Origin of the sequence: Microbacterium sp. USTB-Y, from assembly GCF_023703415.1 — a bacterium.
GTDB lineage: Bacteria > Actinomycetota > Actinomycetes > Actinomycetales > Microbacteriaceae > Microbacterium.
Map to the genome: position 1 here is coordinate 158,350 of NZ_JAGMTU010000002.1, position 11,965 is coordinate 170,314.

Below are 11,965 nucleotides of genomic sequence, written 5' to 3' on the forward strand. Positions count from 1 at the left end.
CGCTCGGCGGCCCCTGGCCATCGGGCAGCTCAGGGGCGGAGCCGATGCTCTCGTCTCCCGCGGTGGATCGGCAGCATCCAGATCATGAGGCCTGCCGCCAGGCCGCATCCTGCCGTGATGATGGCGGCGGTGACCCCGACAGCTGCGTCGAAGATGAACACCGCGACCCCGATGGCGAGGATCGTCACGAGGACGAGCAGCACCACGAGCACGCGTGACCCCATGGTCACGAGCCGCTCGCTGGGTCGCTTGTCCATGCGTCTGCGGTGCTGAACGACCGGCAGGAGACCGAGCAGGGTCGTGCTGCACGCCAGCACCACGAGAACCAGGTAGATCACGTGCGCATGCGCGGGAAGCTTGGCGAACGTGGGTTGGAAGGCGACGGACAGCAGGAAACCCGAGATGATCTGCGTGCCGGTCTGCGTGACCCGCAGCTCTTGAAGGATCCGCTCCCACCGCCCCGCGAGGTCGCGTCGCACATCGCCTGCGGTTGACAGTCCGGACTTGCCGCTCATGTCGTCACCTCCCGGCTCCGGTCAGCCCGGGCGGGGAGCAGGGTTCCTGGGATCGGTGGTTCGTCACGCAGACATTCTCGCCACGTGCCCGGTCGGAAGCGAGCGTCTTGACTCGCCGCGTTCGCCCGTGGCAGCCCTTGCCCGGAACCCCCGTCCGGCACATGCCCCTTCACGACCCTGGACGGTTCATGCCAGCGTGAACCTCGGAGGCCGGTCAGAGGAGCGCACCAGTGGTCGATCGCAAGCACCGAATCGCCGGAGAGGGCTCCGGCCGACATCCGTCGGAGCGCGAAGGCGGCGACACGCGCGCCGACACGGACAAGCCGGAACGCAAGCACAATCCCGTCGTGCGGTTTCTGCGCATCGCCGGCATCTACGGCATCTGGTTCACGATCGCCGGCGGCTGACGCTCCCGGTGACATCATCCACGACGCGGGAAAGTCCACGACCTTCAGTCCGGAAGTCAACACCCTGTCCGGAGCCGGTGCCTTTTCATACAGTCGATGACACACGAAAGGAGAACCACCATGAGTGATCCCCAGAACGGCGGTCCGCAGAACACGCAGGGCACGCCCGGCCCGAACGAGGAAGCCGACACCGCATCCGGCGGAGCCCCGGAACGGCCCGATCAAGATCTCCTGGATGAGGAGACCACTGACGAGAACGGCAAGCCGGTCGAGAACCCGTCCGGCGGCTGAGTGCCCTTCGACTAGGCTTTGGCCTATGACAATCCGGCGCCTCGTCGACATCTCCTCGACATCCACCTCGGTGACATCTCCCGTGCGGATCGGCGTGCTCGCGCTGCAGGGTGATGTGCGCGAGCACGCCGCGATCCTCACCGCGCTCGGGGCGGAGGCGATTCCCGTGCGCCGCCCCGAGCAGCTGGACGGGCTCGACGGCCTGGTGATCCCGGGCGGCGAGTCGAGTGTGATCGACAAGCTGTCCCGGATCTTCGGGGTGCGGGATCCACTGCGTGCGCTCATCGCCGACGGCCTGCCGGTCTACGGCACGTGCGCCGGGCTGATCCTCCTCGCCGACGAGATCGAGGGGGCGATCGACGGGCAGCTCACCTTCGGCGGGCTCGACGTCACCGTCGCGCGCAACGCGTTCGGCGGCCAGGTCGAGTCCTTCGAGACGACCCTGGACGTCGACGGCATCGACGAGCCGGTGGACGCCACCTTCATCCGGGCCCCCCTCATCACGCGGGTGGGGCCGGGCGCCTCGGCGATCGCCGCCCTGCCCGACGGGGGTGTGGTGGCGGTGCAGCAGGGGAACCTGCTCGGCACGAGCTTCCACCCCGAGATGAACGGCGAGACGCGTCTGCATGCGCGGTTCCTGGAGCTGGTCGAGGCGCGCCGCGCCGTCGCGGCGGCCTGATCCCGGCGGTATCGCGCCGACCGTCGGTGCCCGGAGCGCGGATCTTCTAGAATGGACGATGCCCTGGCGGGATGAACCACAGGGCGGATACGAGCGGGAGACATATGTCCGGGCATTCCAAGTGGGCCACGACCAAGCACAAGAAGGCCGTCATCGACGCGCGCCGTGCCAAGTCCTGGGCCAAGCTCATCAAGAACATCGAGGTCGCCGCCAAGCTCGGCGGACCCGACCAGGCCGGCAACCCGACGCTGTTCGACGCCGTGCTCAAGGCGAAGAAGACCTCCGTCCCGAAGGACAACATCGACCGCGCCATCAAGCGCGGCGCCGGCATCGGCGGCGAGTCGGTCGAGTACTCCTCGATCATGTACGAGGGCTACGGCGCCCACGGCGTCGCGCTCATGATCGAGTGTCTGACCGACAACAAGAACCGCGCGGCGGCCGAGGTCCGCACCGCGCTGAGCCGCAACGGCGGAACCCTCGCCGACCCGGGAAGCGTGGCCTACAACTTCACCCGCAAGGGCGTGATCGTCGTCGAGGGCGAGAACACCACCGAGGACGACGTCATGATGGCGGCGCTCGAGGCCGGCGCCGAGGAGATCGAGCCGCACGCGCAGGGCTTCGAGATCATCACCGACGCCTCCGACCTGGTCGCGGTGCGCACCGCCCTCCAGGAGGCGGGCATCGAGTACGAGTCCGCCGACGTCGAGTTCGTCCCCAACCTCAAGGTGGAGATCGACGCCGAGGCGGCGCGCAAGATCTTCCGTCTCATCGACGCGCTCGAGGACAGCGACGACGTGCAGAACGTCTACGCGAACTTCGACCTCACGCCCGAGGTGCAGGCCGAGCTCGAGAACGACGAGTAAGCCGCGAGACCCTTCGATGGCCGCGCCGGAGACCGTCCCGTACGATCCGGCGTGGCCATCGGTCGCTTCGCGCTGGATCCGGTGGATCCGGGAGGTGCTCGCGCAGGCCGGAATCCCCGTCGCGGGGTTCCAGCACATCGGATCCACCGCAGTGCCGGGCCTCGCCGCCAAGGCGTACCTGGACCTCCAGCTCCTCGTCCCGGTGATCCCCGATGAAGCCGCGGTCAGCGCGGCGCTCGGGTCGCTCCTGATCGAGAGGGCGCGCGGATCCCGGCCCGACTCCCCAGGGGTCGATGTCGACACGCCTCGACCCGGATCCGACGCCCGTCACCATGAGAAGCTGCTCTACTTCCGGGAACTGGATCCGACGGGACCGGCGCAGGGGCTGATCCTGCACGTGCGGCGCGCCGACTCGCCGTTCGCCGACTTCGTCGTCGCCTTCCGCGACTGGCTGCGCGCGGATCCCGCGGCCCGATCCGGGTACGAACGACTGAAGCGAAGGCTCGCGGAGGACAACGCCGCCGCTGCCGACCACGACGACTACACGAGGGCAAAGAGCGTGTTCATGGACCGCGCGCAGGCGGCGATGGGCTGGCCGCGCGCCTCGGCGGCGAGTGGCGGATCCGCGCCTAGCCTGGAGGGATGAGCGGAGTACGACGGGTGCTGGGCATCGACCCCGGCCTCACGCGCTGCGGCGTCGGCGTGGTCGACGTCGACCCGATGCGCCGCGGCACGCTCGTGCACGTGGGCGTGATCCGCACCCCGGTGGATGCGCCGATCGGAGAGCGGCTCGCCGCGGTCGCCGCGGGGATCCGCGCGGTGATCGCCGAGCATGCACCGGATGCGGTGGCCGTGGAACGGGTCTTCGCCCAGCAGAACACGCACACCGTCATGGGCACGGCCCAGGCCAGCGGCGTCGCGCTGCTCGTCGCCGCCGAGCACGGTCTCCCCGCCGCCACCCACACGCCGAGCGAGGTGAAGGCGGCCGTGACCGGATACGGCTCCGCGGACAAGAAGCAGGTGCAGGCGATGATCGCGCGCATCCTGCGGCTCGATGCTCCGCCGCAGCCCGCCGATGCGGCGGATGCCCTCGCGATCGCTCTGTGCCACGCGTGGCGCGGGCCGGGTCTGATCGGCGCGGCGGGCGAGGGCGGCGCGCAGACGCCGGCCCAGAAGGCGTGGACCGATGCGGAGCGTGTCGCTCGAACATACCTACGAGCACGTGCGTAGACTGCTCACATGATCTCCTCCCTGCGTGGCATCGTGCTGTCCGCGACCACGGACTCCGTCATCATCGAGGTCGGGGGAGTCGGCTTCTCGGTCGCGGTCCCGGGCGATGTCGCACACACCGCCCGAGTGGGGCACGAACTGCGCCTGCACACCTCGCTGATCGTGCGCGAGGATGCACTTTCCCTCTACGGCTTCGCGGACTCCGCAGAGCTCGAGGTCTTCGGCCATCTGCTCTCCGTCACAGGAGTGGGGCCGAAGTCCGCCCTCGGGGTGCTCTCGCATCTCTCGGTCGACCAGATCGCGACCGCCGTCGCCGCGGACGACGATGCGCCCTTCCGCCGGGTCTCCGGGATCGGCCCGAAGACCGCGAAGCTCATCGTGGTGCAGCTCACCGGCAAGCTGCAGGCCCCCGTCGCGGCACCCGCGACGGCCTCGATCCCCGACGAGATCGGCACGCAGCTGATCGCGGCCCTCATCGGCCTCGGCTGGTCCGAGCGCGTCGCCGCCGAAGCCGCCGAACGGAGCACGACCGAGGCGAGCGAGACCGAACGCGGATCCGTGGCGCTGCTCCTGCGGCGCACGCTCGCGTCGCTCGGCCCCGCGCAGGGCGGGGCCGGCCGTGGTTGAGTTCCAGGATTCCGGCCAGGCCGTCGACGAGGCCGAGCTCGCCATCGAGGGCGCGCTGCGCCCGTCGAGCCTGGACGAGTTCGTCGGGCAGCACAAGGTCCGCGGGCAGATGAAGCTCCTGCTCGAGGCCGCGCGGATCCAGGATCGGCCGGCCGATCACATCCTGCTCTCCGGCCCTCCGGGGCTGGGCAAGACCACGCTCGCGATGATCGTGGCGCACGAGAGCGGCCGCCCGCTGCGGATGTCCAGCGGCCCGGCGATCCAGCACGCGGGCGACCTCGCGGCGCTGCTCAGCAGCCTGACGCCGGGCGAGGTGCTGTTCATCGACGAGATCCATCGCATGGCGCGCTCCGCCGAGGAGATGCTGTACCTCGCGATGGAGGACTTCCGCATCGACATCATGGTGGGCAAGGGGGCCGGGGCGACGAGCATCCCGCTCGAGCTCGCGCCGTTCACGCTCGTCGGGGCGACGACACGATCGGGCCTGCTGCCCAATCCGCTGCGCGACCGGTTCGGCTTCACCGCGCACCTCGAGTACTACGAGCCGGATGAGCTCGAGCGCGTCGTGGAGCGCTCGGCGATCGTCCTGGGGGTGGGCGTGCCGGCGGTGGCCCGCGCCGAGATCGCCCGGCGCTCCCGCGGCACTCCGCGCATCGCCAACCGGCTTCTGCGCCGCGTCCGCGACTACGCCCTCGTGCACGGCGGGGGAGCGTCCGCGTCCGTCGACGACGTGCGCGCCGCGCTCGAGCTCTACGACGTCGACCGCATCGGACTCGACCGACTCGACCGCGCCGTCCTGGACGCCATCGTGCGCCGATTCCGCGGAGGGCCGGTGGGGCTCAGCACCCTCGCCGTCTCGGTCGGCGAGGAGGCCGACACCATCGAGAGCGTGGTCGAGCCGTACCTCGTACGGATCGGCTTCCTCGGTCGCACGCCCCGGGGTCGCATCGCGATGCCCGAGGCCTATGCGCATCTCGGAGCGGCGCACCCCGAGGGGGCCGCGTTGTTCGATGACCTATAATCGCTGAAGACTTCCACCGTCCCCATTTCTGTGCGCCATCGATGGCGCATGCCCGAAAGGTGCACCGCTCGCATGAATATCGCGACCTTCTTCTCGCAGTACGGCCTGTTCTTCGTTCTGGCCATCCTGCTCGTCTTCATGGTGTTCTCCACGCGCCGCCGCAACAAGCGGATGAAGGAGGAGCAGGAGAAGAAGGCCCAGGAGACGGTGCCCGGCGCCCGGGTGCTGCTCCAGGGCGGCCTGTACGGCACGATCGTCGAGTTCGACCCGGAGAACCTGGACCGCCCGGCGAAGGTCGAGATCGCACCCGGAGTGGTCATCGAGGTGCACTCGCAGGCGATCCTGCGCATCGTCGACGAGGAGCAGCCTGCCCCGGTCGAGGAGAGCGCGCACACGCCGCTCGACGAGCAGACGCCGCTGGACGAGCACACTCCGCTGGACGAGCGTGCCGGGGACATCCGCATCGAATCGGCCGAGGAGACCCGCGCGCGCCTGGAGCGCGAAGCCGACGACAAGAACTGACGCGCGCCCCGCCCGGCGCACGACCGTCCCTCCGGACAGACCGTCCCCCTCAGAAAGCGAAGAACCTTCGTGGCATCGTCTTCTCCCGTCAAGCACGCCTGGCGGGTCCTGCTCGGCCTGCTCATCGCCATCGGCGTCCTGTTCGGACTGAACGCCCTCGGCGTGTACGGCTTCGGCAAGAGCTCGTGGACGCCTCAGCTGGCCCTGGACCTGCAGGGCGGCACGCAGATCATCCTCAGCGCCCAGACCGCCGACGGCAAGGATCCGAACGCCGACCAGCTCACGCAGGCCGCGCAGATCATCCGTCAGCGCGTCGACGCCTCGGGAGTCGGCGAGTCCGACATCACGACCGAGGGCGGGCGCAACATCGTCGTCCAGATCGCCGGCAAGGCGGACGAGGCGACGCGCAACCGGATCCAGGCGAGCGCCAAGATGGAGCTGCGCGCGGTGCTGGCGGCGACCAGTCCGTCCACCTCCTTCGTGGGCGATGACGGCAAGTCGACGCCGTACCCGACTCCGGCCCCGGGCCTCGCCTCCACGCCGTCGCCGTCGCCCACTGACGGCAGCGACATGTCGTGGGTGACGCCGAAGCTGCAGGCCGAGTTCCTCGCCTTCGACTGCAAGACGAAGCGCGACGCCGCGAAGCAGCCGACGGATCAGCCGCTCATCGCCTGCGACAGCAGCGGGCAGGCCAAATACCTGCTCGGGCCTGTGGAGCTCGACGGCACGTCGATCAAGGATGCGACGGCCGGCCTGAACCAGCAGAACGGCCAGTGGGAGGTCAACCTGACCTTCGACGGCAAGGGCACCGACGCCTTCGGCAAGGTCAGCCAGCGCCTCTACGCCTTCACGCAGCAGAACCAGACGCCGCGCAACCAATTCGCCTTCGTGCTCGACGGGTCGGTCATCTCCGCACCGACCATGAACGGCGTCATCCTCGACGGACGCCCGTCGATCAGCGGCTCGTTCACCCAGGAGACCGCGAAGAGCCTGGCCGACCAGCTCAAGTTCGGTGCGCTGCCGCTCAGCTTCACGGTGCAGAGCTCCGACACCATCTCGGCGACCCTCGGCTCCCAGCAGCTGCAGATCGGCCTCATCGCCGGACTCATCGGCCTCGGGCTCGTCGCGATCTACTCGCTGCTCAGCTATCGCGCGCTCGGCTTCGTCATCATCGCCTCGATCGCCGTGATGGCGGTCATCACCTACGTGCTCATCTGCATCCTGGGCTGGCGCATGGGCTTCCGGCTGTCGCTGGCCGGCGTGGCCGGTCTGATCGTGTCGATCGGATTCACGGCGGACTCGTTCATCGTCTACTTCGAGCGAATAAGGGACGAGCTGCGCGACGGGAAGTCCATCACCGGTGCGGTGGAGGACGGCTGGAGCCGCGCCAAGCGCACGATCTACATCTCCAAGTCGATCAACATCCTCGCGGCCGTGGTGCTGTACATCCTCGCCGACGCGACGGTCAAGGGCTTCGCCTTCACGCTCGGTCTCACGACCCTCATCGACGTGCTGATCTTCGTGGTCTTCACGCACCCGGTCATGCAGCTCCTGGCCCGTACCCGGTTCTTCGGCAACGGTCACCCGCTCTCCGGGATGGATCCGGAGGCGCTGGGAGCGGTCTACCGTGGACGCACCGAGTACCGTGCAGTGGCGACGGCCTCCCAGGGCAAGGCAGCCCGTGCCGGCCGCTCGCGCGGTGAGGCGGAGCGCCGCCAGACGATCGCCGAACGAAAGCGCGCGGAGGCCCAGGCCACCGCGGACCAGGGCGCGAGCCGGAACGGGGAGAACGACTGATGCGCTCCATGAACGAGCTCGGCAACGATCTCTACTCCGGCAAGACCTCCTTCCCGTTCGTCGGGAGACGGCGGCTCTGGTTCATCATCGCGATCCTGCTCGTCGTGGGCTCGGCGCTCGTGCCGCTGTTCCGCCCGGTGCAGTTCTCGATCGAGTTCACCGGCGGATCCCAGTTCACCGTCGAGGCTCCGGCGAACCGCAACCAGGACATCGCGACGACGGCGGTGCGCTCGGTGCTGCCGAACGTCACCACGAAGGTGACCACGGTCAACAACCGCGACATCCGCGTGCAGACGGCTCAGCTCAAGAGCGAGCAGCAGAGCCACGACGTCGCGGCCGCCCTCGCGAAGGCCTACGGGGTCTCCGTGGACAAGGTGAACACCTCGTTCATCGGCCCGAGCTGGGGCGAGGGGGTGACCCGTCAGTCGCTGTGGGGCCTCGCGATCTTCCTCGCGCTGACGTTCCTGATCCTGGCGATCTACTTCCGCACCTGGAAGATGTCGGCGGCGTCCATCCTCGGCCTGCTCGACGTGCTCGTCATCACGGTCGGCGTGTACGCCCTGGCCGGGTTCGAGATCTCGCCGGCGGCGGTGATCGGCTTCCTGACGATCCTCGCCTACTCGCTCTACGACACCACGGTCGTGTTCGACAAGATCCGCGAGAACACGAGCGAAGAGGGCACGAAGTCGTCGCGCACGTTCGGCGAGGCCGTGAACCTCGCCGTGAACCAGACGCTGGTCCGCTCGATCAACACGGCGGTCATCGCGGCGCTCCCGGTCGGTGCGATCCTCTTCATCGGCGCGTTCTGGCTGGGTGCGCAGACGCTGACGGACATCTCGCTGTCGATCTTCGTGGGCATCATCGTGGCCGCGTACTCGACGCTGTTCGTCGCGGCTCCGCTGTACTCCCTCTTCCGCGAGAACGAGCCGGCCATCCGCGAGCACGACAAGCGCGTGCTCGCGGCCCGCGAGCGCGCGACGGTCAGCGCGGTCGAGGTCTGATGCCCCGCAGGGTCGGCGACGGGCAGTCGTCGCCCCTGCACGGGATCCCGCGCTCCTGGGCGCTTGTAGGATGATCTGCCTGGAGGTCGGATGAGCGAGGTCGGGACGACGCCGGGGGCGCCGGCACAGGGATCGAGTCTGCGCAGGCTCGTGCCCCGCATCTTCTCGCGCGCGCCCCGGATCAACGACCTCGACAACCTCATCCGCACGGTGCGGCAGAACCACCCGCGCGGAGATCTCGCGATCATCGAGCGCGCCTACGCCGTGGCGGCCGAGAAGCACGCGGGGCAGAAGCGTCAGAGCGGTGAGCCGTACATCACGCATCCGCTCGCGGTCGCGCAGATCCTCGCCGATCTCGGCCTCGGCCCGCGGGCGATCGCGGCCGCCCTGTTGCACGACACCGTCGAGGACACCGGCTACGCCCTGACCGACCTCACCGCGACGTTCGGCGACGAGGTCGCGATGCTGGTCGACGGCGTCACCAAGCTCGACAAGGTCAAGTACGGGGACAGCGCGCAGGCCGAGACCGTCCGCAAGATGATCGTCGCGATGTCGAAGGACATCCGGGTCCTGATCATCAAGCTCGCCGATCGCCTGCACAACGCGCGCACGTGGGGCTTCGTGCCGCCCGAGAAGGCGGCGAAGAAGGCCACCGAGACCCTCGAGATCTATGCTCCGCTCGCGCATCGCCTCGGGATCCAGGCGATCAAGTCGGAGCTCGAGGATCTCTCCTTCGCCGTGCTGCATCCGAAGATCTACGCCGAGATCGACAGTCTCATCAAGCAGCGCACCCCCCAGCGGGAGAAGTACATCCGCGAGGTCGTCGACGCGGTCGAGAGCGATCTGCGCGACTTGCGGGTCCGCGGCAAGGTCGCCGGGCGGCCGAAGCAGCTCTACTCCGTCTACCAGAAGATGGTCGTCCGCGGACGCGAGTTCGACGACATCTACGACCTCATCGGCATCCGCGTGCTCGTCGGCACGGTGCGGGACTGCTACGCGGTGCTCGGTGCGATCCACGCCCGCTGGACTCCGCTGCCCGGCCGGTTCAAGGACTACATCGCGACTCCGAAGTTCAACCTCTACCAGTCGCTGCACACCACGGTTATCGGCCCCGGCGGACGCACGGTGGAGATCCAGATCCGCACGCACGAGATGCACCAGCAGGCGGAGTTCGGCGTCGCCGCGCACTGGATGTACAAGGAGCGGATGAACGGCGGCGGCAAGGGCTCCACGGCAGACGCCGACATGACCTGGCTCGCGCACATCTCGGACTGGCAGGCGGAGACGGCGGATCCGAGCGAGTTCCTCGACTCGCTGCGCTTCGAGATCGGCGCGAAGGAAGTCTACGTCTTCACGCCGAAGGGACGCGTGATCGGACTGCCCTCGGGCGCCACGCCGGTCGACTTCGCCTACGCCGTGCACACGGAGATCGGCCATCGCACGATGGGCGCCAAGGTCAACGGGCGCCTCGTGCCCCTGGAGACCGCGCTCAACAGCGGCGACGTGGTCGAGGTGTTCACCTCGAAGAACCCCGACGCGGGCCCTAGCCAGGACTGGCTGACGTTCGTGAAGAGCACCCGCGCGCGGAACAAGATCCGCGGGTGGTTCACGAAGGAGCGCCGCGAGGAGGCGATCGAGCAGGGCAAGGAGGCCATCGCCCGCGCGATGCGCCGCCAGAACCTGCCCCTGCAGCGTCTGATGAGCCAGGAGTCGTTCACCGAGGTCGCACACCAGCTGCGCTACGAGGACGTCTCGGCGCTCTACGCCGCGGTCGGCGAAGGGCACGTCTCCACCCAGTCGGTGCTGGAGAAGGTCACCGCACTGATCTCCACGACCGAGGACACCTCGACCGGGGCGATCGACATCCCCGCCCAGGGACGCAGCCGAATACCGCGCGAAGGCGATTCCGGCGTGCTGGTGCGCGGCGCCGCCGACATCCTCGTCAAGCTCGCGAAGTGCTGCACCCCGGTGCCCGGCGACGACATCGTCGGATTCGTGACCCGGGGGAGCGGCGTCTCGGTGCACCGCTCGGACTGCGTGAACGTGAAGGCGCTGTCGGTGGAGAAGGACCGGATGGTCGACGTGGAGTGGGCGCCGACCACCCGCAGCGTGTTCCTCGTGCAGATCCAGGTCGAAGCGCTCGACCGGTCGGGCCTGCTGTCCGATGTCACGCGGGTGCTCAGCGAGCATCACGTCAACATCCTCTCCGCCACGGTGCAGACCACGAACGACCGGCTCGCGCTGAGTCGCTTCGTGTTCGAGATGGGGGACACGGTGCACCTCGACCGGGTCCTCAACGCGGTGCGCCGGATCGACGCCGTCTACGACGTGTACCGGGTCACCTCGTCCTGACTCCGGCCCTCAGACCGCGCGTGCCGTGGCGTCATGCGTCGACGCCGTGCGCGGCGAGGAACCGGGCGACGCGCTGGTGTCCGGGACCCTGATCGGTCGCGGCCAGACGGCGTGCCGTGCGCTGCAGGACCGACGGCTCGGCTTCGGCGAGCAGCCGTGCCCACGCCCGTCGTCCCGGCTGCGTCGCCGGCCAGCGCAGCAGGTCGATGAGGGTGCGCTCCGGCGTCGTCACGGCGACACCGCCGAGATCCTGCAGGTCGACAGGCTCCAGCACCGGATCGTGCACGATGAGCCTGCGGTTCGCCGGGGCGCGGAGGCGGCGACCCGTGGCGCTCTGCACCTCGTGCACCTCGGGCGGCGCATTCCCGGCGCCGTGGATCCAGGCCGCACTCATCCCGGCGAAGGCGGCTCCGCGGATTGTCTCGATCAGGGGAGCGAGGGAGGCGGCCCGCAGGGCCGGGGTCTCCACGAGATCGGCAGGGGCGTACACCTCGCCGAGCTCCACGACGTCACCGTCGAGGCGTGCGGCGGACAGCTCCGTCAGGGAGAGCCGCCGGCCGGGGTGGTGCAGGAGAGCGCCGAGCATGCCTCCAGTGTGCGCCAGACGACACAGGGCGGGGATCCGAGGATCCCCGCCCTGTGGACAATGCGGACTCGTGC

The 11,965-nt window shown here is 69.1% G+C and carries 14 protein-coding genes; 12 read left to right on the forward strand and 2 right to left on the reverse strand.

All coding sequences use genetic code 11. From position 1 onward, the window contains the following. Positions 1-29 precede the first annotated feature (29 nt). Positions 30-515 carry a DUF6328 family protein gene (locus J8G10_RS04385; protein WP_251439655.1) on the reverse strand — a complete coding sequence of 162 codons (486 nt, stop codon included), beginning with the start codon at positions 513-515 and terminating at the stop codon, positions 30-32. A 230-nt stretch (positions 516-745) separates the two neighbouring features. Here J8G10_RS04385 and J8G10_RS04390 point away from each other — a divergent pair, with 230 nt between their 5' ends. From J8G10_RS04390 to J8G10_RS04445, 12 genes are all read left to right on the forward strand, one after another. Continuing rightward, positions 746-922 carry a hypothetical protein gene (locus J8G10_RS04390; protein WP_251439656.1) on the forward strand — a complete coding sequence of 59 codons (177 nt, stop codon included), beginning with the start codon at positions 746-748 and terminating at the stop codon, positions 920-922. 120 nt (positions 923-1,042) lie between these two features. Further along, entirely contained in the window at positions 1,043-1,213 is a 171-nt protein-coding gene (locus J8G10_RS04395; protein WP_251439658.1) for a hypothetical protein, read from the forward strand. 25 nt (positions 1,214-1,238) lie between these two features. Further along, on the forward strand, positions 1,239-1,892 hold the full coding sequence (pdxT, locus tag J8G10_RS04400) for a pyridoxal 5'-phosphate synthase glutaminase subunit PdxT (protein ID WP_251439659.1): 654 nt from the start codon (positions 1,239-1,241) through the stop codon (positions 1,890-1,892). Positions 1,893-1,996: 104 nt separating this feature from the next. Continuing rightward, complete coding sequence (locus tag J8G10_RS04405) at positions 1,997-2,755, forward strand: YebC/PmpR family DNA-binding transcriptional regulator (RefSeq protein WP_251439661.1); 759 nt, start codon at positions 1,997-1,999, stop codon at positions 2,753-2,755. Positions 2,756-2,771: 16 nt separating this feature from the next. Then, positions 2,772-3,401, forward strand: a complete 630-nt coding sequence (locus tag J8G10_RS04410; RefSeq protein WP_251439663.1) for a GrpB family protein — start codon at positions 2,772-2,774, stop codon at positions 3,399-3,401. Continuing rightward, the gene (gene ruvC, locus J8G10_RS04415; protein ID WP_251439665.1) at positions 3,398-3,985 is read left to right on the forward strand and encodes a crossover junction endodeoxyribonuclease RuvC; all 588 of its coding nucleotides are present in this window, start codon (positions 3,398-3,400) and stop codon (positions 3,983-3,985) included. Before J8G10_RS04410 ends, ruvC begins: the two co-directional genes overlap by 4 nt. Before the next feature lie 9 nt (positions 3,986-3,994). Then, a complete protein-coding gene (ruvA, locus tag J8G10_RS04420; protein WP_251439667.1) occupies positions 3,995-4,612 on the forward strand; it encodes a Holliday junction branch migration protein RuvA in 618 nt (205 codons plus the stop codon). Continuing rightward, positions 4,605-5,633 (forward strand): Holliday junction branch migration DNA helicase RuvB, encoded by a 1,029-nt coding sequence (ruvB, locus tag J8G10_RS04425; protein ID WP_251439669.1) that lies wholly within the window; start codon positions 4,605-4,607, stop codon positions 5,631-5,633. The genes ruvA and ruvB overlap by 8 nt, the downstream gene beginning before the upstream one ends. Positions 5,634-5,705: 72 nt before the next feature. Further along, entirely contained in the window at positions 5,706-6,155 is a 450-nt protein-coding gene (locus J8G10_RS04430) for a preprotein translocase subunit YajC (protein WP_251439671.1), read from the forward strand. A gap of 69 nt (positions 6,156-6,224) precedes the next feature. After that, a complete protein-coding gene (secD, locus tag J8G10_RS04435; protein WP_251439673.1) occupies positions 6,225-7,952 on the forward strand; it encodes a protein translocase subunit SecD in 1,728 nt (575 codons plus the stop codon). Then, positions 7,952-8,953: a protein translocase subunit SecF gene (secF, locus tag J8G10_RS04440; RefSeq protein WP_251439676.1), complete on the forward strand. Its 1,002-nt coding sequence runs from the start codon at positions 7,952-7,954 to the stop codon at positions 8,951-8,953. The genes secD and secF overlap by 1 nt, the downstream gene beginning before the upstream one ends. A gap of 90 nt (positions 8,954-9,043) precedes the next feature. Next, entirely contained in the window at positions 9,044-11,305 is a 2,262-nt protein-coding gene (locus tag J8G10_RS04445) for a bifunctional (p)ppGpp synthetase/guanosine-3',5'-bis(diphosphate) 3'-pyrophosphohydrolase (RefSeq protein ID WP_251439678.1), read from the forward strand. Between the two features lie 31 nt (positions 11,306-11,336). Here the strand turns inward: J8G10_RS04445 and J8G10_RS04450 are convergent, their stop codons facing one another. Then, on the reverse strand, positions 11,337-11,891 hold the full coding sequence (locus tag J8G10_RS04450) for a type IV toxin-antitoxin system AbiEi family antitoxin (protein ID WP_251439679.1): 555 nt from the start codon (positions 11,889-11,891) through the stop codon (positions 11,337-11,339). Positions 11,892-11,965 lie beyond the last annotated feature (74 nt).

Bases quoted from the DNA above. Each gene is read 5' to 3' on its own strand.
- J8G10_RS04430 (WP_251439671.1), top strand. From the start codon at position 5,706: ATGAATATCGCGACCTTCTTCTCGCAGTACGGCCTGTTCTTCGTTCTG.
- J8G10_RS04445 (WP_251439678.1), top strand. From the start codon at position 9,044: ATGAGCGAGGTCGGGACGACGCCGGGGGCGCCGGCACAGGGATCGAGT.
- J8G10_RS04395 (WP_251439658.1), top strand. From the start codon at position 1,043: ATGAGTGATCCCCAGAACGGCGGTCCGCAGAACACGCAGGGCACGCCC.
- J8G10_RS04410 (WP_251439663.1), top strand. From the start codon at position 2,772: ATGGCCGCGCCGGAGACCGTCCCGTACGATCCGGCGTGGCCATCGGTC.
- J8G10_RS04450 (WP_251439679.1), bottom strand. From the start codon at position 11,891: ATGCTCGGCGCTCTCCTGCACCACCCCGGCCGGCGGCTCTCCCTGACG.
- ruvC (WP_251439665.1), top strand. From the start codon at position 3,398: ATGAGCGGAGTACGACGGGTGCTGGGCATCGACCCCGGCCTCACGCGC.
- ruvA (WP_251439667.1), top strand. From the start codon at position 3,995: ATGATCTCCTCCCTGCGTGGCATCGTGCTGTCCGCGACCACGGACTCC.
- J8G10_RS04385 (WP_251439655.1), bottom strand. From the start codon at position 515: ATGAGCGGCAAGTCCGGACTGTCAACCGCAGGCGATGTGCGACGCGAC.
- J8G10_RS04405 (WP_251439661.1), top strand. From the start codon at position 1,997: ATGTCCGGGCATTCCAAGTGGGCCACGACCAAGCACAAGAAGGCCGTC.
- secF (WP_251439676.1), top strand. From the start codon at position 7,952: ATGCGCTCCATGAACGAGCTCGGCAACGATCTCTACTCCGGCAAGACC.
- pdxT (WP_251439659.1), top strand. From the start codon at position 1,239: ATGACAATCCGGCGCCTCGTCGACATCTCCTCGACATCCACCTCGGTG.